Source organism: Brucella pituitosa (assembly GCF_965577835.1).
Classification (GTDB): domain Bacteria; phylum Pseudomonadota; class Alphaproteobacteria; order Rhizobiales; family Rhizobiaceae; genus Brucella; species Brucella pituitosa.
In genome coordinates this window covers 1,103,474-1,125,778 of sequence record NZ_OZ264092.1, presented here as the reverse complement: position 1 = coordinate 1,125,778, position 22,305 = coordinate 1,103,474, and the positions used below count along the sequence as shown (strand labels likewise).

Here is a 22,305-nt window from a genome sequence, read left to right as displayed (position 1 = left end):
TCGGCGCAGCAAACGCGCCTTTTTCAGGAGAACACCATGTCGGCCGTGACCGCTATCCGTTCTTTTTCTTTTCGTCGTATCATCGTAGCTCTCGGGCTTGCGGTCCTTGTGCCGCTGCTTTCGGCTTGTGGCTTTAATACCATTCCGACAAATGAAGAAAAGGCCAAGGCTGCATGGAGCGAAGTGCAGAACCAGTATCAGCGCCGCGCTGACCTCGTGCCCAATCTGGTCGAAACGGTGAAGGGCTATGCTGCGCACGAAAAGGAAACCCTTCAGGCGGTGATTGATGCGCGTGCCAAGGCGACACAGGTGCAGATTACGCCCGAGACCCTCAATAATCCGGAGCTCTTCAAGCAGTTTCAGGATAATCAGGCCAATCTCACCAGCGCACTGTCGCGCCTGATGGTGGTGGTCGAGCGCTATCCTGACCTGAAAGCCAACCAGAACTTCCTTGCATTGCAGTCGCAGCTTGAAGGTACTGAAAACCGTATCGCAGTTGCACGCCGCGACTATATCGAGGCGGTTCGCGTTTATAATACGGCGATCCGCACGATGCCGACGATGATCTGGACATGGATCTGGTATCGCGATGCTGTTCCGATGCAGACATTCAGCGCGGATGCAGGAAGCCAGACAGCACCTCAGGTCAACTTTAACAATTGATCGGGTTTTCCGTGGCAGCTTTGCTTCCCATGCGTGCGGCGTTTCGCGGCCTGAACTGGCTGCGAAACCTGTTTGTTTTTGTCGCGCTTCTGCTTACCGTCTTTGCCGTAGCAGTTGCGAATGCGCAGGACGTGGCAACGCCTGCACAGGCTTTGACCGGGCGTGTGGTCGATGCTGCCGGTATCATAGATCCGACAGCAAGGCAGCAGCTCACGCAGAAGCTCGCCGATTTTGAAGCGAAGTCATCGGATCAGGTGGTGGTGGTGACGGTTCCGAGCCTGAATGGCGAAGATATCGAAACCTATTCCAATCGCCTGTTCCGGGCCTGGGCGCTGGGGCAGAAACAGGAAAATAACGGTATATTGCTGGTCGTCGCGCCCAATGATCGCAAGGTGCGTATCGAGGTCGGCTACGGCCTTGAAGGTACGATGACCGATGCGCTTTCGAGCGTGATTATCAACGGCACGATCATCCCGGCGTTTCGCACAGGCGATTATTCCGGTGGTGTGGTGCAGGGCGTCGATGGCATTCTTTCGGTGCTTTCCGGTGATGCCGCCGAACTTGAAGCGCGCGCTAAACGCAATGTGCAGAGCAGTTCTGACGACATCGACTGGGTGTTCGTTGTTTTCATCACCTTCTGGTGCCTGATCTTCTTCGGGGGCTTTGGCATGGCGATCCTGACGCCGATCTTTGGTCGCAAGATCGGTCCCGGTAAATATCGCTGGCTGGGCATGGTGGTCGATTTTAACTCGCGCGGTGGGTCCGGCGGTGGTGGAGGTTTCTCTGGCGGTGGTGGTGGATGGTCATCGGGTGGCGGTGGCTTTTCTGGCGGTGGCGGTTCGTCAGGTGGCGGCGGCGCTTCGGGTAGCTGGTAGGGGAGAAGTCTGTGACGGTTAAAAACCTAATCGGCGAGCAAGATCATAAGCGTATTGCTCATGCGATCCGCGATGCCGAGGCCAATACAAGCGGCGAAATCTACGCCGTTCTGGCGCGTTCCAGCGATGATTATTTCTTTGCTGCGGGCTTCGTTGCGACCTGTGGAATTCTCATAACCTCGGTCATTCTGGCATTTCTCGCGCATTGGTACTGGTTCGATATCCGGCTACCGATGTTTGGCCTCGCCATTCTGGCGGCCTTCATTTCGGTCATGCTGGTTCTTTGGTTCCTGCCTTCGATCCGCATATTGCTGGTGCCGCGCCGCATTCGCTACAAACGCGCCCATCTCAATGCATTGCAGCAGTTTTTGGCGCGCAACGTGCACATCACAGAACACCGCACCGGCATCCTGCTGTTTGTGTCTATGGCCGAGCATTACGCCGAGGTTATCGCCGATGCAGGCATTCACGCACGGGTCGAGCAGGAAGAATGGAACGAGATTGTTGCAACCCTGATCCATCACGCTTCACGCAAACAAGTAGCTGAAGGTTTTGTATTGGCCATTGGTCAGGCAGGCATATTACTGGAGATGCATTTCCCCGCAGGTGACAATGATATCAACGAGCTGGACGATCATTTGATCGAGCTTTGATCCGGGTTATCGATTGCCAGATTCGCCGCCGATTTGTGGCGAAATTTAGCTTTTATGACGCTTACGTAAGCCTGTTGTGTCGCCTGCAGTGTGATTGACGTGAAGCCAAACGGCATATTTCGAAATTTCCCGGAGAGTTTTCGAAGTTTTGTTCCAAATTAAATGGATTAGATGCAAGTTTTCTGACTTTCACGGAATTTTTTGGTTGTTTTCAACGATTTGTCATCGAAACGGATGCCCAATCTGCTAGTTTGGCGCGCATTGCCATCATGACAGGAGTATCCGACGTGACTGCAAAGCAGGATCGGTCGAGCAAAATTAAAGGTTCCAAGGCAAGCAAGGAGGAGAAGAAGGGAGGAAAGTCGAAGGCGCTTATCGCCTTTTCGCAGCTTCTCTTCGAATGGGCTCCACCCGAAGATCTTGCAGCCTACGATGCTGCAGCGCTCGATAAATCTGCCCGGTATGGCTACGAGGCGCTTGAATCCTATCGTAAGGGCAAGAGCATCATCAGCGTCGATAACAGCATCGAACGCCATGGCCGCCCCGTCAGCGTCATCACCATCGTCAATGACAATATGCCGTTCCTGCTCGACTCGATCATGGGTGAGCTGAACGATCACGTCAGCCAGATTTTTATGGTTGTGCACCCGGTTCTCGATATCCAGCGGGAAAAAGACGACCTCACAATTCTAGGCGAAGCCTCGCAGCTCGCACCCGCCAAGGGCGTTGAGCGCGTAAGCCTTGTGCAGATTCATCTGCCAGCACTCGACAAGCAGGTAAAAGCCAATCTGACCGCTGCAATCAAGCGCGTGCTCGGACAAGTCCGTTCTGCAGTCAGCGACTGGAAGCCGATGATGAAGCGCCTTGATGGTGCAATCGCCGATTACAAGCGCGTTCAGGAGTTGACGCTCGATCCGGCAATGCCGGAGGCCATCGCGTTTTTGGAATGGCTGCGCGATGATCGTTTCATCTTTCTCGGTATGCGTGAGCTTACCTTCAAGGGCAAGGGTGGCAACCGCGAGCTGGTTCCTGTCAAGGAAACGCTTGGTATCCTAAACGACAGTGAAGTGCGTGTTCTCCGCAAGGATGACGACGACACGGTGACACCACGCGAAATCACCGACTTCCTCGACGGCAATGAACCGCTGATCGTCACCAAAGCGAATTCGCTTTCGTTGGTCCATCGCCGGTCTTACCTCGATTATGTCGGCGTGAAGATTTTTGGTGAGAAGGGCGAGGCCATTGGCGAGCTGCGTCTCGTTGGACTCTTCACCTCCGTTGCTTATACGAGCTCGGTTGCGGGCATTCCGTTCATTCGCTCGAAAGCTGATGCAGTTATCAAGCATCTCGGCTTCAATCGCGAAGACCATTCGGGCAAGGCACTCATTAACGTGCTGGAAGAATATCCGCGTGATGAGCTTTTCCAGATCGATACGGAAAGCCTGACGGCCAATGCAGAACTGATCCTTGCGCTCGGCGAACGCCCGCGTGTCCGTGCCGTTCCGCGTCTCGATCGCTTTGGCCGTTTCGCGACCGTGCTGGTCTATATCCCGCGTGACCGTTACGACTCGGTCGTGCGCGAGAAGATCGGGCATTATCTCGTCGATATTTATAGCGGTGACAGCTTCGAATTCCATCCGGTATTCCTGCAGAACGGCCTGACCCGTGTGCAGTTCGTTATCCGCCGTCATGAACGCTCGACGCCGCATGTGGATCGCGAAGAGCTGGAGGCGCAAGTGCGTGCCATCGTGCGTACGTGGGACGATGCTGTGCGTGAAAGCGCGGACAATGCGGATGCCAAGACCGTTGCTCTTGCTGCAAGCTTCCCGCCATCTTATCGCGAAATCTTCACTGCACCCGAAGCCCTGGTCGATGCAGAACGTATCGCCGGCCTCAGCGCGGAGGCTCCGCTTTTCGTGGACTTCTATCGCTATCGCACGGATGGCCCGGATGCGGTTTCTCTGAAGCTCTATCATCATGGTGCGCCGGTTGTTCTGTCGCAGCGCGTGCCGCTTCTGGAAAACATGGGCTTCCGCGTCGTCAGCGAACAGACCATTGATCTGCCGCAAGCTGGCAAAGATGGTGCTCCGGTCTATGTCCATGACATGCAGCTTGTGAATGCCTACGGCGCACCGGTCGATCTGTCTGACGATGGCGAGATGCTGGAAGATGTATTCCGCAATGTCTGGGATGGGTTGGCGGACAATGACGGCTATAATGCGCTGGTGCAGACCGCACGTTTAACCGCACGCCAGATCATGATCCTGCGCTCTTATGGCCGTTATCTGCAACAGGCAGGTATTGCTTATTCGCAGGGCTTTATTGCAGCCGCACTGAACCGTTATCCTGAAATCGCCAGCGATCTTTATTCGTTATTTGATCTGCGCTTCAATCCATCGGCCAAGCGCCGTGATGCGGCTGAAAAGAAGCTGGTCGATGCCATCGAGACCGCATTGCTTGGCGTGCCGAGCATCGATGACGATCAGATTTTGCGCCGTTTCCGCAATCTGATCGAAGCCACATTGCGTACCAATGCGTATCAGCCGGATGCCGATGGCAGACCGCGCGTGACCTTTGCGTTCAAGCTCAATCCACGGCTTGTGGAAGGGCTGCCTGATCCGCGTCCATATCGTGAGATCTTCGTCTATGGCCCGGAAGTGGAAGGCGTGCATCTGCGCTTCGGCGCTGTCGCGCGTGGTGGGCTGCGCTGGTCGGACCGCGCGCAGGATTATCGCACCGAAGTGCTGGGCCTCGTGAAGGCACAGCAGGTGAAGAATGCAGTGATCGTGCCGGTTGGTGCCAAGGGCGGCTTCTATCCGAAGCGTCTGCCGGTCGGCGGTGATCGCAATGCAGTGTTCGAAGCCGGTCGCGATGCCTACAAAGTGTTCATCTCGACGCTTCTGTCCGTCACCGATAACATTCATGACAATGATGTCGTGCCGCCTGCGGAAGTTGTTCGTCACGACAAGGACGATCCGTATTTCGTTGTGGCTGCCGATAAGGGCACGGCCACCTTCTCCGATACGGCCAATGCGATCAGTCAGGCGCATGATTTCTGGCTCGACGATGCATTCGCATCGGGCGGTTCCGCCGGTTACGATCACAAGGGCATGGCGATTACCGCACGTGGTGCATGGGAAGCCGTGAAACGGCATTTCCGTGAGTTCGACAAGGATATCCAAACCGAGCCGTTCACGGTTGCCGGTGTGGGTGACATGTCGGGCGACGTGTTCGGTAACGGTATGTTGTTGTCGGAGCAGATCAGACTGGTTGCAGCGTTTGATCACCGCGACATCTTCATCGATCCGAACCCGGTTCCGGCTGACGGCTTTGCAGAGCGCAAGCGTCTGTTCGAGCTGCCGCGTTCGAGCTGGCAGGATTATGATCGTTCGAAGCTTTCGGCTGGTGGTGGCGTCTATAGCCGCAGCCAGAAGACGATCACGCTGTCGGCAGAAGCTGCAAAGGCCATCGGCCTTGGCAAAACCACGGCTTCGCCGCAGGAAATCATGACGACGATCCTGAAGGCGCAGGTCGACCTTCTGTGGTTCGGCGGCATTGGCACCTATATCCGTTCGACGGCGGAAACGGATGCGCAGGTTGGTGATCGCGCCAATGATGCAATTCGTATCACGGGTTCTGAAGTGCGGGCGCGAGTGATCGGCGAAGGCGCTAATCTCGGTGTCACGCAGCGTGGACGCATCGAATATGCTCTGACTGGCGGCCGCAGCAACACGGACGCTATCGACAATTCGGCAGGCGTTAACTGCTCGGACGTCGAGGTCAACATCAAGATCGCACTGGCTGCTGCCATGCGCTCGGGTAAGCTCAAGCGTCCAGCACGCGACAAGCTGCTGGTGAGCATGACCGATGATGTTTCGGAACTGGTGCTGCGCAACAACTATCTTCAGCCGCTGGCACTTTCGCTCAGCGAACGTCAGGGCCTTACAGAGCTGCCTTATCAGGCACGCTTCATGGCTGAACTTGAAACCCGCAAGCTGCTTGACCGCAAGGTTGAATATCTGCCTTCGGATGCGCTTCTGAATGAGCGCCAGAAGTCGGGACAACCGCTGACCCGTCCGGAACTTGCTGTTTTGCTTGCTTATGCCAAGCTGTCGTTGTCGGATGAGCTGGTTGCGAGCAGGCTTCCGGATGAGCCTTATTTCGAGCAGTTGTTGTTCGGATATTTCCCGAAGCGCATGGTCAAAAACTATGCCGAGGAAATTTCCAATCACCGATTGAAGCGGGAAATCGTCGCTACTTTGCTGGCTAATGACGTCATCAATCGCGGCGGTATCACGTTCATTAGTCGTTTGGCCGATACGACAGGCAAGTCGCCTGCTGATATCGTGCGGGCTTATGTTGCAGTGCGTGATGGTTTCGAGATCAATGCGATCTATGACGCCATTGATGCGCTTGATAACAAGGTGACAGGTGATGTGCAGAACCAGTTCTATCATCTGGTTGGCGAGATGTTGCTTGCGACAACCGCCTGGGTGCTGCGCAACGACACGACGCGTGCAAACCTGACGGAACTGGTGAACACCATCACCACGGCACGCTCTGCTCTTGAACCACGCTTCGATGGTCTGATGCCAGACTACCTCATTGAGGCCGTACAGGCGGACAAGGCAGCCTTCGTCGAGAAGGGCGCGCCTGAGAAGCTTGCACAGCGTCTGGCCAATCTGCAGCTTGCAGGCATCATGCCGGATATCGCGCTGATCGCGCATCTGGCTTCTGCTGATCTGGTGGCAACCGCCAAAACCTATTTCGGTGTGTCGGAAGCCTTCCGCATCGGTCGCATCGAAGAGGCGGCACGGAGCATTCCTGTCACGGATTATTATGACGGTCTGGCACTGTCGCGTGCGAGCGATACGATCACGCAGGCGGCACGTGGCATTACGATTGCAGCGCTCAAAAAGTATGGCAAGGACAAGGATCCGGCAGTGACATGGTTCGCCGAAGATGCCGCACGCATTGATCAGGTCAAGAACCGTATGGTGGCGCTGACCGAGGGTGGTGATCTGACTGTGTCGCGTCTGGCTGTTGCTGCAGGACTTATGTCTGATTTGACGCAGTAAGGTAAGGCAACTCTAAGTTAAAGGGGCGGCTTCGGTCGCCCTTTTTTGTTTATTGTAGGTGGGGAAAGCGCAGTATAAGGTCCAGCTTAATTACTGAAGAGAAGCTTCAAGCATCGGGGGCAAGGAGCAATTCATTGGGCGATCAATCTGTGAGCGCGAGGGGCTATGCTTCTCGACGCGGCGTATGGGGCTGGATATTTTTCGACTGGGCGGCACAGCCGTTTTTCACGGTTGTCATAACTTTTATTTTTGGGCCTTACTTCATTTCACGCATGGCCGAAACGCCAGAAGCCGGGCAGATTGCATGGGGTTATGGCTTTGCGGCTGCGGGCTTCGCAATCGCCATTCTATCGCCTGTTCTTGGGTCGATTGCCGACCAGACGGGTGCGCGCAAGCCATGGATTGGCTTTTTTGCCGTTCTCAAGATCGTCAGTCTGATGACGCTGTGGTTTGCTGTGCCGGGAGCCAATCTGTTCTGGGTATTGCTTGCCTTTAGCATAGCGATGGTTTCTGCAGAATTTTCTATTGTTTTCAACGATTCCATGATGCCGCGTCTCGTGCCGCGAGAAGATATAGGGAGAGTTTCCAATCTCGCCTGGGGGCTTGGCTATCTGGGCGGCATGATCGTTCTGATCTTTGTCGTCTTTTGTCTCTCGGCTTCACCTGAAACCGGCAAAACGATCCTTGGCATGAAGCCCTTGTTTGGGTTGGACCCAGTACAGGGAGAGGATGCCCGTATCACGGGCCCGATCGCCGCTATCTGGTATCTGATTTTTGTTCTGCCGATGTTTTTGTTCACACCCGATCAGGCGCGCGGAAAGCCTTTGCGACAGGCACTTGGCAAAGGTTTGTCGGAGTTGAAGGCAACGTTGGGCGAAGTACGCAAGCGTCCAGGCGTTGCACGATTTCTGATTGCTCGAATGATTTATCAGGATGGCGTCAATGCCATCATCGCCTTGGGTGCAGGCTATGCCGCATCGATGTTTCATTGGTCGATCACAGGGATCGGACTTTTCGGCATGATCACCAATGTCATGGCAATTTTCAGTTGCCTTGTTGCGAGCCGCATGGATGCGCGCTTTGGCTCCAAAGTGATCGTGATGATTTCGCTGGTATTGCTGTTTTTCGCTTCCATAGGGATGGTATCTACGGGGCGGGACTATCTGCTGTTTGGTATGGTGGCGCTCGACTATTCGCCAGCTCAAGGCTTGTTTGCGACGTCTGCGGAACATGCCTTCCTGATTTACGGGATCATGATGGGTGCTGCCTTCGGTCCCGTGCAGGCCTCGTCTCGCTCCTGGTTCGCGCGCAGCATCAAGCCAGAAGAATCGGGTCGATATTTTGGCATCTATGCATTGGCCGGAAGAGCAACCAGCTTCCTCGGACCGTTCCTGGTGGCAACCGTGACAGCGCTCACGCATTCGGCAGCATTGGGTATGTCAGTACTGGTATTGTTTTTTACTGTCGGTTTGGTGCTGGCTGCGAGAACTCCTTATCCAGCCGACAGATAGATAAGGAAATGCAGTAGGCAAAAGAGATACGCCGATCTGATTGGGTCAGATCGGCGTATCTCTAACGTTTACATCATGCCTGCGGCTTTGGCACAGGCAATGGCGATAAGACCACCGACCACAGGTGCTGCAACTGGCACCCATGCATAGGACCAATCTGATCCGCCTTTACCCGGAATGGGTAGCAGAGCATGCGCAATGCGTGGTCCAAGATCGCGTGCCGGATTGATTGCATAGCCGGTCGGTCCGCCGAGCGACACACCGAGTGCCCATACGAGAAGGCCAACCATCAGCGGGCCCAGAACGCCGACGGCACCAACGGCCTTTGCGCCAATGGCGATGACGACGAATACGAGTACGAAAGTGCCGATGATTTCCGTGATGAAATTGGCCGGAATGTTGCGGATCGCTGGGCCTGTACAGAAGACGGCAAGCTTGAGATCTTTGTCTTCGGTTGGCTTCCAATGAGGCAAGTAGGCCAGATAAACCAGAATAGCACCCGCGAATGCACCAAGCATTTGTGCCGCAATATAGGGTGCGACTTCAGCAGCAGGAAATGTGCCAGCCGCATAGAAGGCAAGGGTTACGGCCGGATTGAGATGGCCTGCAGCACCCGCTGAAACCGCAACCATGACACCACAAAGAACGGCAAAACCCCAACCCGCTGTTATGACGATCCAACCCGAGTTCTGACCTTTGGATTTGGCCAGGAGCACGTTGGCGACGACGCCGTCACCCAGTAGGATAAGCACCATTGTGCCGAGAAATTCTCCAATAAAACCATGACCCATTTTTTGCTCCGAGGATAATTGGGCGCTGAAAAACCGTCCGGTGGGCAAATGTGCTCACCGGCTGTCCAAAACTATTGTCCATTTCAGGCGATGGCCCGTTGATCGGGCCAGATTAAAACCCTTATTCGACCCAGTTGAGGGAACGCTGAACGGCTTTTTCCCATGAGGCGAACAGGCGGGTTCTTTCCTTTGATGTCATCTTAGGGTGCCAGCGCTGGCCGACTTGCCAGTTTTCGATAATGTCGTTCGTCGACTTCCAGTAGCCAACGGCGAGACCTGCCGCATAGGCGGCACCGAGGGCTGTGGTTTCGATGATTTTGGGACGTACGACCGGCACATCAAGGATGTCGGATTGGAACTGCATGAGAAGTTCGTTGATGGTCATGCCACCATCGGCCCGCAATTCGGTGATTTCAACACCGGAATCCTTGACCATCGCTTCCAGCACTTCGCGCACCTGATAGGCGCTTGCTTCGAGTGCTGCACGCGCGATGTGACCCTTATTGGCAAAACGCGTCAGACCGGCGACAACACCACGTGCCGAATCTTCCCAGTGGGGGGCGTAAAGACCAGAGAAGGCAGGAACGAAATAGACATCGCCATTGTCTTCGACCGTGCGAGCCAGTGTTTCAATGTCGCCGCTGGTTTTGATGATGCCGAGATTATCGCGCAGCCATTGCACCAAAGCACCGGTAATGGCAATCGAACCTTCCAGCGCATAGATCGGCTTTTTATCGCCAAGCTGATAGGCAACTGTGGTGAGTAGGCCGTAGGTTGATGGAACCAGCTTTTCACCGGTATTCATCAGCATAAAGCAGCCAGTGCCATAGGTGTTCTTGGCTTCGCCCGGCTCAAGACAGGCCTGACCGAAAAGGGCTGCCTGCTGATCGCCCAGAATGCCGGCGAGCTTGACACCTTCAAGTGAAGGCAGGGAGATATCGCCATAGACCTCGCTGGATGAACGAATTTCTGGCAGACAGGCGGCTGGAATATCGAAGAGGTGCAGAATTTCCTCGTCCCATTTCAGGGTCGCAAGATCCATAAGCTGCGTCCGGGAGGCATTGGTGACATCGGTAATGTGGATGCCGCCATCGGTGCCGCCTGTCAGGTTCCAGACAAGCCAGCTATCGATGGTGCCGAACAGAGCATCGCCTGCTTCAGCCTTTTCGCGTGCACCCGGAACATTATCAAGAATCCAGCGTAGCTTGAGGCCTGAAAAATAAGTCGAGATAGGCAAGCCAGTCTTGTCGCGCAGACGATCTGCACCGCCATCCTGCACGAAATGGTCGACCAGTTCGTCGGTCCGTGTATCCATCCAGACAATTGCATTATAAAGCGGTGTGCCTGTTGCCTTGTCCCATAGCAGTGTGGTTTCGCGCTGGTTGGTGATGCCGACCGATGCGATATCGGAAGCCTTGAGCTTAGCCTTCTTCAAGGTAGCTGTGATGACATGCTGCGTGTTGCGCCAGATTTCGTTGGCGCTGTGCTCAACCCAGCCAGCTTTTGGATAAATCTGCTCGTGTTCCCGCTGGTCCATGGCGATAATGTCGCCATGCTTGTCAAATATAATGAAGCGTGAACTCGTGGTTCCCTGATCGATGGAACCGATAAATTGAGTCATGTGCTTTTGCTCCTCCCATTCGGGTGTTTGTTACCGGCAGAGCCCAGAATCGTGCGAACTGCCTGCTTTCCAAATCAACTTAATACAGGATGACGCCTCAGGCATTCCCAATAGCTTCGTGCCATCCTCTGCACTTTCGTTATGCTCTCCAAAACGCATAATACGAAATAATATGAATATAAAACGAAAGCAATATGAATTCACTTTTTCGAGAGTGACGTAAAAGTGATGAAAATATGTCGCTATGAGTAAAGCCGCTTTCATTTTCCGAAGATCAATCATTCCTGCGTAATCCGCGAGGCGCAACTTCTTCAGAGCTCAACGATAGGCCCATGAAAAAAGGCTCCGGGAAGATGTCCCCGGAGCCCATTTCGTTAGCTAGAGCGCGTTTCGATCTGATTGGATCAGATCGACGCTCTAAATATTTGTTTTAACGCGCATCTTTGTCCGAAAACCGTTTCACACTTTTCGGGATGCGCTCTAAATGCCAGCTTATGAACGCAAAGTTTAGTGGCGGAAATGGCGCATGCCGGTCATCACCATGGCGATGCCATGTTCGTCTGCAGCAGCGATCACTTCATCATCACGCATGGAACCACCCGGCTGGATAACAGCCGTCGCGCCTGCCTGAACGGCAGAAAGCAGACCGTCGGCAAACGGGAAGAATGCGTCGGAAGCCACAACGCAGCCTTTGGTCAGCGGTTGAGCGAGACCGGCGGCTTCTGCAGCGTCTTCTGCCTTGCGGGCAGCAATACGGGCCGAATCCACGCGGCTCATCTGGCCTGCACCGATGCCGACTGTTGCACCGTCCTTGACATAGACAATGGCGTTTGACTTCACATGCTTGCCAACGCGGAAGGCGAATTTCATGTCGTTGAGTTCGGCTTCGCTTGGGCTCCGCTTGGTCACGACTTTCAGATCGAGATCGTCAACGACGCCATTGTCGCGGGACTGAACCAGCAGGCCGCCAGCAACTGTCTTGGCTGCGATACCTTTCGCACGTGGGTCAGGAAGACCGCCCGTTACCAGAAGACGCAGGTTCTTCTTGGCAGCAACGATGGCCTGTGCGCCTTCGGTTGCGTCCGGTGCGATGATGACTTCGGTGAAAATCTTGACGATTTCTTCAGCGGCTGCTTCATCAAGCGTTTTGTTGAGCGCAACAATGCCGCCGAATGCCGAAACCGGATCGCAAGCCAGTGCCTTGAGATAGGCTTCCGTGATTGTTGCAGCTTCTGCGACGCCGCAAGGATTGGCGTGCTTGATGATGGCAACGGCTGCGGTGCGGGCAGGATCAAACTCGGCGACGAGTTCAAACGCCGCATCGGTATCGTTGATATTGTTGTAGGAAAGTTGCTTGCCCTGAAGCTGGGTTGCGGTCGCAACGCCCGGACGCTGTTCGCCGGTCAGATAAAAGCCTGCGGTCTGATGCGGGTTTTCACCATAGCGCATCACTGAATGCAGCTTGCCAGCAACAGAACGGTAGGTCGGGGTTTCTTCGTTGATAGCTTCGGCAAACCAGTTGGAAATGGCTGCATCATAAGCGGCAGTGCGCGAGAATGCCTTGGCGGCTAACTTCTTGCGGAAAGAAAGCTGTAGCGAGCCTTCGTTCTTTTCGAGTTCTGCTACCACGTCTGCATAGTCAGCTGGATCGACAACGGTTGCGACATAGGCATGGTTCTTTGCCGAAGCGCGGATCATGGCCGGGCCACCAATGTCAATATTTTCGACAGTAGTGTCGTAGTCGCCGCCCTTGAAGCGAACTTCTTCAAACGGATAAAGGTTGATGACAGCCAGATCGATGCCACCAATACCGTGTGCTTCCATGGCTGCAACATGTTCAGGATCGTTGCGCACGGCGAGCAGGCCACCATGGACCGATGGATGCAGCGTTTTTACGCGTCCGTCCATGATTTCCGGGAAGCCGGTTACTTCGGACACGTCCTTTACAGGAATGCCTTCAGCGGCAATCGACTTGGCGGTACCGCCGGTCGAGAGGATTTCAACGCCATGCGCATGAAGCGCCTTGGCAAAATCGATGAGGCCGGTCTTGTCGGACACGGAAAGGAGGGCGCGGCGCACCCGATGAAGATCGGGAGCGGGAATATGCTTGGAGCTGACAGCCATAGGAAACGGTCTCTTCGTTGCTGAAGCGTTTTGCGTTCAGGAAGGGTGGGACGATGGCGAGTTAGCACAGGCGAGACGCGAATCATACCTTAAAACGCCGCAAGGCAGAGGCTTTGTGAATTAAGCGTAGCTGCCGATGGCGATGCGGCTGAATTGCCAGTTCACTTCCGGGAGGTCTGAGGCCGGAAACGACAGCACGATTTGCTTTGATGTCACAGGTCCGCGGAAGCCGGCGAAGAAGATGCTGTCTTCTAATTGCGGCGCCACTTCGAAGCAGGAGAAAGCCCATGTGTCATCATGAGGTGCGCTCAGGATAATCAGGCCATTTTCATCAAATGAGATATCGACCGACGGGTGAATATGAAAACGCACGGCAATATTGTCGCGCCCGTTGGCTTTCAAAGCTTTGGCATCGCCACGATAGAAACGGTCGGCACCCTGAATGACGCTGCCATTGTGCGACAGCACCACGCGACGCTCGTGGAAAATTCCGAAGAGCCGGACGTAACCGTCATGGCTTGCGACAAACCCTTGCCGACCCATGTCTTCCACACGGTCACGCTGCACTTTGGTTGGTCCGGCAATGATCGGTGTACCGATCATGTTGGAAAGCCCTGAATTCAGGCTGAAACGGCAGGATGATGTGTCATTGATGGTAGCCGTCGAGTGCGCGGCAGTCGAGCGTCCCAATGGACGAAATTCTGGTGGACCAAAGCGGTCGACGCCGGAATTGACAATATAGCGCTGACGTCCGGAGGACATTTCAAAGGCGAGGCAGCCCGCATGGGCATCGCGCGACGAGGTGACCGGAGGCGGCAGGCCGGTGTCAGCGATGATCGTGGTAGACCCCATGGACAGGCGTTCATAGCCTGAATAGGGGGCATGGGTCAGCGGCGAGCCCGCGGTTTCATCATGGCGCAGCACTGAAATGATGCGCTCTGACATGGTTGGCCCGACGCCGTTGAACAGCGCAAGGCTTCCGTCCTGATGGCGGAAGAAGCGGAGCGCTGGCAACATGCGTTCAACGGCTTCGATCAGCGCCTTGGGTGGTGCTTCCGTGCCATTGGCATAGGTTTGGCGCAGCGGCAGAAGGTCGGCCAGCAGTTCGAGAATAGTGACGGGATTGCGCGAGACGTGGCCACCATCAGGCAGAATCTGGCGCTTTAACTCATATTCGAGATTGCGGCGAGCCGCACGCGCCGTCGGTGGCGAAACCGGGAGCGCAAGGGCTGCAAATGCAAGTGCGATGCGGGCGCGAAGCCGCTCCTCACCGTCATCCATGGCTGACGCCACCGTGCGCAGATAGCGCACCTGCATGGCAAGAGAGCGCATGAATTTGCGATAGGCAGGCAGTTCAGCGCCCGACAAAATCAGATTGGAGTGCTGCAACCATGCGATGATGCGCTGAGCCGTAACTTCCGGTGACCAGGCCAGTCCTCCGATGCGTTTTCCATAAAGGCGCATCCAGTCATCAAGCAAGGCACGTGCATTGGCGGTGGCAAGCTCGCTATTGGCGCTTTTGAGATGACGCAGCCAGCTGAAGCTGTGAAGTGCTGCTTCCCACTCAGGTGTTGGGGGTTCGACGGCGAAAGGTGAAAGTCCACCAGTCTCGACAAGGCGACCGGCAAGCGCGAAGCGACCGTGATAAAATTCCTGAGCGAGTTGGGGGTCAGCAACGCGCAGATCGGGTGGAGCAATCAGAATGCGTTCCGGCGTGAAGCCGGTGAAACGCCAGCGGAAAAGCGGGCCCATGCGCAGACGGCGGCTGAACTTGCGCCAAGCCTGTGCAATAGCCAGTCCCCAAAGATGCGGGGTTTCGCTCAACGCGACTGCCACCCTTTCATTCTCCGTATTAAAATTCATTCGCATTGGACCTGATAAGGCAGGCCCGTCCTTTCATGCCATGATTTATCGAAATGCCGGTTTCCGGATTTCGGAATCATGCATTCTTAGAATCGTCTATAATGGTGAATCGAATGTTAACCATAATGGGCGCAGAGCACCCATTATGCCAAATTCATCGATTTTAATCAGAAGTTGCTAACTGACTAAAGCGCGTCGCAATTTATCGTATTCAAGAGCCGCGCTTTAAGTCTTTGTTTTCATGCATGTCGTTATTGGAAAACCGGTTCCCACTTTTCCGCGACATGCTTTAGGCTTTGCGTCTGAAACGGGCGGCGAAAAAGCCGTCCATGCCTGCCATATTCGGATTGCCATCGAATTTTTCTGCAGGCAGATCGGCAGGGGTTGACCGCAGGAAGCCTTCTTTGGTGATTAATCCTTCGAGGCCGGGGCACTCTTCAAGCGTGATCGGATAGGCTTCAATGGCCGGATTTTTCAGCGCATTGCGAGCCATATCCTCGCCCTCCTGCGGATGCAGCGAGCAATTGGAGAACAATATTGTGCCGCCGGGTTTCACAAGCGTGATGGCCTGCTCAAGCATTTTGGCCTGAAGTGTGGCAAGTTTCTTAATATCCTGCGGCGTCTTGGTCCAAGGCACATCCGGGTGACGACGCACTGTGCCAGTGGATGAGCAGGGCGCATCCAGCAGTACGGCATCAAACAATGTATCCGGCTTAAAATCCATCATATTGCTTGCAACAGTGCGGGCTTTGAGGCCCAGACGTTCCAGATTGCCGTCAAGCCGCTTGAGGCGGTTTTCGGACATATCAAGCGCCGTTACATCAGCGCCCTGAAGCACAAGCTGTGCAGTCTTTCCGCCGGGGGCTGCACAAAGATCCGCCACGCGCTTGCCTTTAATGTCGCCCATCAGGCGCGCTGGCAGGCTTGCGGCGGCATCTTGTACCCACCAGTCACCCTCGGCAAAACCGGGCAGATCGGTGAGGTTGCCCTCGACTGTCTGAAGACGCACAGAACCGTTAGGCAAGGCTACACCGCCAAGCTTTTCTGCCCATTCCTTCGGATCACCTTTAACGGTGAAATCAATTGGCGGCTCGTAACCATGCATGGTCAAAATGGCTTCGGTTTTTTTCGGACCGTAGGAATCGGTAAGGCTCCTTGAAAACCATTCAGGCACATTTTTTTCAGGCTGCAATGTATGTTCGAGCGCGCGTTCCTTGTTGCGCGACAATCGGCGCAGCAGTGCGTTGACGAGACCAGCATATTTGCGATTGCGCGGGTCGTAATTCGCCGCTTCAACGGCCAGATCAACCGCAGAATGATCGGGGAGGTTGAGATAGAAAATCTGCGCGACAGCGACATGAAGCAGGTGTTTCAGCGCATGTGCATTTTCCGGCAATGGGCGGTCGAGGCGCTTGTTGATTGCGCGATCAATGCTGCCGCGATTGCGCAGTGCAGAGCCCAAAATAGCGCGAACGAGCGAACGGTCGCGTGGCTCAAGTGCCAGATACTGCGGATGGCCATGGCTGTTATCAGTCAGACCGTCGAGCGATGTGTTCTTTTCAATCACTGCACCAAGCAGGCGGGCCGCAGTGAGACGTGCGGCAAGACCGGGCCGTTGTTGTTCGGCACGGTCTGCGACGTAGTCATGTGTCTGCGGCTTGTTATTTCCACGCTTTGGCGCAGGTTTCTTATCGTTCACGCTGTTCTACTTTATCTAACGCTTGGGATGCGTTTCTACGACCACGGGCCTCGGTAGCCAGAATTGGAACCGGAGCCACCACTGTTATTTTTGTCTGCATTACCACTAGTTTGTCCCCAAGGACCACTGTTTTGTGCAGGGGCTGTGTTACGCTGCGCCATTCCAGCCGAGCGAATACCCATTTCTGCAGCCATCTGTTCAAGCGCCTGAATACGATTATCCGTGTCCGGATGCGTCGAAAACAGGTTGTCTGCACCACGTCCGCTCAGCGGGTTGATGATAAACATATGGGCGGTTGCCGGGTTGTGCTCGGCTTCCTCATTGACAACAGACTTAGCGCCGCGGGCGATCTTGCCAAGGGCTGATGAGAGCCAGAGCGGGTTGCCGCAGATTTCAGCACCGCGACGGTCGGCGGCATATTCGCGGGTACGGCTTACCGCCATCTGCACGATCATGGCGGCAAATGGGGCAACGATCATCGCAAGGATCGTGCCGATTACACCCATGATGCCATTGCCGTTTTCACGGTTGCCACCCAGGAAAAAGGCAAAATTGCCGAGCATGGAGATCGCACCTGCAAGGGTAGCAACGATTGTCATGGTCAGCGTATCGCGGTTCTGAACGTGCGCCAGCTCATGCGCCATCACGCCTGCAACTTCTTCCGGTGTCAGGCGGTTGAGGAGGCCAGTCGTGGCTGCGACGGCTGCGTTTTCCGGATTGCGGCCCGTGGCAAAGGCATTGGGCTGGTCTTCGTGAATGATGTAAACCTTCGGCATAGGCAAACCGGCATTGGCTGCAAGACCTCTGACCATACGATAATAATCGGAGCCGGAACGCTCATCCACCTCCTGCGCATTGTACATGCGCAGCACCATCTTGTCAGAATTCCAGAAGCCAAACAGGTTCATGGCAACAGCAATGACCAGAGCGATCATCATGCCACCGCCGCCGCCCAACAAATAGCCGATGCTCATGAACATGACTGTCATGAGAGCAATCAGCATGGCAGTTTTCGTCATATTCATGCGTATAGGTCTCCAGTTCAGCGAGAATTGATCTCAAACAGGGTTTTGCTTGCCCACCAAGTTTAACTATATGATGGGTATGAAACCTCTGAGCTTCAATAATGGATTTGCCGCGGATGACCGATAAATTCAACGAAACCGACATCAATGATAATGTAGCTCCGCGCAAGTTTGACGATTTGCCGGCGGCAGCACAGCGCGCGCTCAAAGAAGCCGAAGAACGCCGCTCCACTGAGACGGCTGAAAAGCTCCCGCGAGAAATCGGCGGTCGCGGCGGCAAAGATCCTGCTCGTTTTGGCGACTGGGAGATTAAGGGTCGGACAATCGATTTTTAAAATTTGGGGTATTTCCGCTCCTGCGACCGGTAGTTATCCTCACCCTGAGACAGCGCTTCGCGCTTCCTCAGGATAAGGGTGTCGCGATACTAAAAAGGCCGGGAAATCCCGGCCTTTTGTTGTTATTTCTTATTCTGACGGTTTTCGATCAGATCGTCCACGACGCCCGGATCGGCGAGAGTGGAGGTATCGCCCAGTGCTCCAAACTCGTCTTCGGCGATCTTGCGCAGGATGCGGCGCATGATCTTGCCCGAACGGGTCTTTGGCAAGCCCGGCGAGAACTGAATCTTATCTGGCGTTGCAATTGGCCCGATTTCCTTACGCACGTGGCTGATCAGCTCCTTGCGCAAAGCGTCAGCATCCTGTGTTTCCGCGCCAGTCATCAATGTGACATAGCAATAGATGCCTTGTCCCTTGATCGGGTGTGGATAGCCGACAACCGCAGCTTCCGAAACCGAGTGATGCGAGACGAGTGCCGACTCGATTTCCGCCGTGCCAAGACGATGACCGGAAATATTGAGCACGTCATCGACGCGACCAGTGATCCAGTAATAACCGTCGTCATCGCGGCGGCAGCCATCACCGGTAAAATACTTGCCTTTGTAGGTGGAGAAGTAAGCTTCGATGAAGCGCTTGTGATCGCCATAAAGTGTGCGCATCTGACCCGGCCACGAGTCGATGATGCAGAGATTGCCATCGACCGCGCCTTCAACAACTGCACCCTCATTGTCCACGAGCTGCGGCTTTACACCAAAGAACGGACGGGTTGCGGAGCCCGGCTTGAGGTCGGTTGCACCGGGCAATGGTGTAATCAGAATGCCGCCGGTTTCCGTCTGCCACCAGGTATCGACAATCGGCGAATGCTGATCGCCCACGACGTTGTAATACCATTCCCAAGCTTCCGGGTTGATCGGTTCGCCGACCGAGCCAAGCAGGCGCAATGTCGAGCGAGACGAACGTGTGACGAACTCATCGCCCGCGCCCATCAGTGCGCGGATTGCAGTTGGCGCTGTATAGAAGATGTTGACATGGTGCTTGTCGATGACTTCCCAGAACCGTCCCTGATCCGGGAAGTTTGGCACACCTTCAAACATCAGCGTGGTCGCGCCATTGGCGAGCGGTCCATAGACGATGTAGGAATGACCCGTCACCCAGCCCACATCCGCGGTACACCAGTAAACATCGCCGTCGTGATAGTCGAAGACATATTGATGCGTCATCGAAGCATAGACGAGATAGCCGCCGGTGGTGTGAAGCACGCCCTTTGGCTTGCCGGTCGAGCCGGAGGTATAAAGGATGAACAGCGGGTCTTCCGCGTTCATTGGTTCAGGTTCACAGGTCGGCTCAACGCTTGCCACTTCCTGATGATACCAGAGATCGCGGCCCGGTCCCCAGCTCACCTTGCCGCCGGTGCGGCGCACCGTGAGAACCTTGTTGACGATGACATACTGCTTGGCAGCAATGTCGATGGCAGTGTCGGTGTTTTCCTTGAGCGGGACAGGCTTGCCGCCACGTACACCTTCATCGGCGGTGATGACAAAAGTGGATTCGCAATCAACGATACGGCCAGCAAGCGCTTCTGGCGAGAAGCCCGCAAAGACGACCGAATGCACAGCGCCAATACGGGCGCAGGCGAGCATCGCATAGGTCGCTTCGGGGATCATCGGCAGATAAATGGTGACGCGGTCACCTTTTTTTACGCCGTGCTTTTTCAGCACATTGGCGAGGCGGCAGACATTTTCGTAAAGCTCAAGATAGGTGATCTTTTTATCGATGTACGGGTTGTCACCTTCCCAGATGATCGCAACCTTATCGCCACGGCTTTTCAGATGGCGGTCGATACAATTGTAGGAGACGTTGGTGACGCCATCTTCATACCACTTGATCGATACGTCGCCGTTGAAATCAGTATTCTTGACTTTGGTAAAGGGCTTGAACCAGTCAATCCGGCGGCCATGCTTGGCCCAGAAGCCATCCGGGTCGGTCACGCTTTCATTGTACCATTCGAGATATTTCTCGTTGTCAATGAGCGTGTTCTTCTTTGCCCCCGGCAGAACGGGGTAAAGCTTTTCCGACATGTGTTCCTCCATAACTGTCCGGCGATCCTCCCGCCGTAATCGATAGCCCGCATCGGGGCGAAGCTATCGCCAGACTCATCTACATTCCGTCGCGTCCAACGTAAATTAGACATTGGGATCGACTATGGTCCACAATGACGCAGCACAAAAATATGAACGGAGCGGCAGCACTCATGCTGTATTAGTGCTAACATATTGTTTTTACGCTTTAAAAACTATTTTGCGCGATTATAATTCCTATCGGAGCCGCTAAATATTTAGAACGGCTCTTCGTAAAAAGGGGAAATCGCCATGACGACATCCGCTTTTATTTCAAAGTCGGCCTTTGAACTGCAGCTTGCCGGTTACGGTCTGACGACGGCGAAAATCTTCTATCACATGCCTGATCATCCACATGTGCTGCAGCTTTTTGTCTGGCAGGACTACGATCTCGCGCCGGAATTTCCGGTGCTCAATCATTTCATAGAATTCTGGAAGGAAAAGATCGACGGGCCGTTGCATTCAGTCGCTTACGCGCATTGCAGACTGCTGGGACCATCTGGTTGGAAGAGCGTGCAGGGAGAAATTATTTTACACTGACAAACGCTGATCTAGAGCGCCGGGCGCCCTATTGGGCGCGCAAAGGTCGCTCTAACACTTTAAAATTAGAGCATAATTTTACCTTAACTGATCCAAGTTTAAGGAATTATGCTCTAAGATGCATAGCACGACCTGTTTTCAATGAGATTGCTGGAAGGCCAAATGGCGTTTGTGCATCTGTCCCACCCGGAAAAAGCGCTGCTCTACGCCTCAAAGACGTTGCTCGGCTGTCTGATTTGTTGGTTTGCGTTGCAATGGGCGGGGATTGAGCATCCGATCTGGGCTGTGATCACTGTGCTTATCATTTCAGATCCCGACGTTCGCACGACGCTTGCGCTTTCGCAGGCACGCGCGATCAATACGGCGGTTGGATGTGCCATCGGCATGATAACTATCTGGCTCGTGGGATATTCACCCATTGCGAGCCTGTTCGGGGCCGCCCTGACGGTATTTGTCATCCTCATGATCGACCGATATCCGGTCAATTGGCGACTGGCGCCCGCAACCGTGGTGATTGTGATGGATGCGGGACGCTTTGCTCAGTCGCGCAACGAGGAACTACTGCTTGCCTTATCGCGGTTGATCGAAATCGCGCTCGGCTGCGCGGTCGCAATCGCTTTGGCCTGGATTTATACCAGGCTTATTGAGCGGGTGAGGGCGCGCAGACAGCAGCCGTCAACTCATGCGGAAGGCGAATAGCTCCTTCCGCCAAAAATTGCTGAGCCAACGCGCACCGACGTTGCGCCAAAGCCAACAGCGGTCTCAAAGTCGCCTGACATACCCATTGAGAGCTTGTCGACATTGGCTTCGCGCGCAAGCTTTTCGAGCAGCGCAAAATGCGGCCCCGGATTTTCGTCGGCAGGCGGAATGCACATCAGCCCTTCGATGGCGAGGCCATGTTCCTTGCGGCAACGCTCGACGAAGGCAATTGTTTCTTTGGGCGCGATACCAGCCTTCTGTTCCTCAAGGCCGGTATTGACCTGAACGTAAAGCTTCGGGCTTTTGCCCTGCTTCTTGATCTCGGCGGCGAGGGCGGCTGCAATTTTTTCGCGGTCCACGGTTTCAATCACATCGAACAGAGCTACAGCGTCGGCTGCCTTGTTGGATTGTAATGGCCCGATCAGATGCAGCTCGATGCCCGGATAGGCTTCACGCAGCGCTGGCCATTTGCCTTGTGTTTCCTGCACGCGGTTTTCGCCGAAGACCCGCTGGCCTGCGTCGAGGGCAGGGCGAATGTCCTCGGCCTCGAATGTTTTGGACACAGCAACGAGTGTCACAGAGCCCTTATCGCGGCGTGCTTCTTCTTCGGCATTGGCAATGACAGCCTTGACCTTGTTCAGGTTCGCTACAATATCTGACATGAAACTCTCGCTTTCAGGCTTTTCATCCGCAAAAGGTTGACGCTTTCGC

The 22,305-nt window shown here is 54.7% G+C and carries 16 protein-coding genes; 8 read left to right on the top strand and 8 right to left on the bottom strand.

Features of this window, described 5'->3' with window-relative positions; genetic code table 11:
- The first annotated feature begins 36 nt into the window (after positions 1-36).
- From ACSME1_RS05415 to ACSME1_RS05395, 5 genes are all read left to right on the top strand, one after another.
- Positions 37-663 (top strand): LemA family protein, encoded by a 627-nt coding sequence (locus ACSME1_RS05415; RefSeq protein ID WP_100558552.1) that lies wholly within the window; start codon positions 37-39, stop codon positions 661-663.
- 29 nt (positions 664-692) lie between these two features.
- Positions 693-1,538, top strand: coding sequence for a TPM domain-containing protein (locus tag ACSME1_RS05410; RefSeq protein WP_051514706.1), 846 nt, complete (start codon positions 693-695; stop codon positions 1,536-1,538).
- A gap of 11 nt (positions 1,539-1,549) precedes the next feature.
- The gene (locus ACSME1_RS05405; protein WP_024895821.1) at positions 1,550-2,191 is read left to right on the top strand and encodes a TPM domain-containing protein; all 642 of its coding nucleotides are present in this window, start codon (positions 1,550-1,552) and stop codon (positions 2,189-2,191) included.
- Between the two features lie 287 nt (positions 2,192-2,478).
- Positions 2,479-7,269, top strand: a complete 4,791-nt coding sequence (locus tag ACSME1_RS05400) for an NAD-glutamate dehydrogenase (RefSeq protein WP_024895820.1) — start codon at positions 2,479-2,481, stop codon at positions 7,267-7,269.
- A 134-nt stretch (positions 7,270-7,403) separates the two neighbouring features.
- Entirely contained in the window at positions 7,404-8,780 is a 1,377-nt protein-coding gene (locus ACSME1_RS05395; protein WP_024895819.1) for an MFS transporter, read from the top strand.
- Between the two features lie 68 nt (positions 8,781-8,848).
- Here ACSME1_RS05395 and ACSME1_RS05390 read toward each other — a convergent pair whose 3' ends face one another.
- The 6 genes from ACSME1_RS05390 to htpX all read right to left on the bottom strand — a co-directional run bounded on the left by ACSME1_RS05390 (position 8,849) and on the right by htpX (position 17,903).
- The gene (locus ACSME1_RS05390) at positions 8,849-9,571 is read right to left on the bottom strand and encodes an MIP/aquaporin family protein (RefSeq protein ID WP_024895818.1); all 723 of its coding nucleotides are present in this window, start codon (positions 9,569-9,571) and stop codon (positions 8,849-8,851) included.
- Positions 9,572-9,692: 121 nt separating this feature from the next.
- Positions 9,693-11,192: a glycerol kinase GlpK gene (glpK, locus tag ACSME1_RS05385; RefSeq protein ID WP_105706882.1), complete on the bottom strand. Its 1,500-nt coding sequence runs from the start codon at positions 11,190-11,192 to the stop codon at positions 9,693-9,695.
- Positions 11,193-11,699: 507 nt separating this feature from the next.
- Positions 11,700-13,316, bottom strand: a complete 1,617-nt coding sequence (purH, locus tag ACSME1_RS05380) for a bifunctional phosphoribosylaminoimidazolecarboxamide formyltransferase/IMP cyclohydrolase (protein ID WP_024895815.1) — start codon at positions 13,314-13,316, stop codon at positions 11,700-11,702.
- A 120-nt stretch (positions 13,317-13,436) separates the two neighbouring features.
- Positions 13,437-15,152, bottom strand: coding sequence for a heparinase II/III family protein (locus ACSME1_RS05375; protein WP_024895814.1), 1,716 nt, complete (start codon positions 15,150-15,152; stop codon positions 13,437-13,439).
- 316 nt (positions 15,153-15,468) lie between these two features.
- Positions 15,469-16,878 (bottom strand): RsmB/NOP family class I SAM-dependent RNA methyltransferase, encoded by a 1,410-nt coding sequence (locus ACSME1_RS05370; RefSeq protein ID WP_100558558.1) that lies wholly within the window; start codon positions 16,876-16,878, stop codon positions 15,469-15,471.
- Positions 16,879-16,913: 35 nt separating this feature from the next.
- Positions 16,914-17,903, bottom strand: coding sequence for a zinc metalloprotease HtpX (htpX, locus tag ACSME1_RS05365; RefSeq protein WP_105706880.1), 990 nt, complete (start codon positions 17,901-17,903; stop codon positions 16,914-16,916).
- A gap of 101 nt (positions 17,904-18,004) precedes the next feature.
- On the opposite strand from htpX, the gene ACSME1_RS05360 reads away from it, so the two are divergent.
- Positions 18,005-18,238 carry a DUF1674 domain-containing protein gene (locus tag ACSME1_RS05360; RefSeq protein ID WP_024895811.1) on the top strand — a complete coding sequence of 78 codons (234 nt, stop codon included), beginning with the start codon at positions 18,005-18,007 and terminating at the stop codon, positions 18,236-18,238.
- 122 nt (positions 18,239-18,360) lie between these two features.
- Here ACSME1_RS05360 and acs read toward each other — a convergent pair whose 3' ends face one another.
- Positions 18,361-20,316, bottom strand: coding sequence for an acetate--CoA ligase (gene acs, locus ACSME1_RS05355; protein WP_024895810.1), 1,956 nt, complete (start codon positions 20,314-20,316; stop codon positions 18,361-18,363).
- Between the two features lie 291 nt (positions 20,317-20,607).
- Here acs and ACSME1_RS05350 point away from each other — a divergent pair, with 291 nt between their 5' ends.
- Together ACSME1_RS05350 and ACSME1_RS05345 are read left to right on the top strand one after the other, a co-directional pair.
- On the top strand, positions 20,608-20,895 hold the full coding sequence (locus ACSME1_RS05350) for an usg protein (protein ID WP_024895809.1): 288 nt from the start codon (positions 20,608-20,610) through the stop codon (positions 20,893-20,895).
- Positions 20,896-21,057: 162 nt separating this feature from the next.
- Entirely contained in the window at positions 21,058-21,594 is a 537-nt protein-coding gene (locus tag ACSME1_RS05345) for an FUSC family protein (protein ID WP_024895808.1), read from the top strand.
- Here ACSME1_RS05345 and ACSME1_RS05340 read toward each other — a convergent pair.
- Positions 21,576-22,256, bottom strand: a complete 681-nt coding sequence (locus tag ACSME1_RS05340; RefSeq protein ID WP_024895807.1) for a YggS family pyridoxal phosphate-dependent enzyme — start codon at positions 22,254-22,256, stop codon at positions 21,576-21,578. The genes ACSME1_RS05345 and ACSME1_RS05340 overlap by 19 nt on opposite strands.
- Between the last annotated feature and the right edge of the window lie 49 nt (positions 22,257-22,305).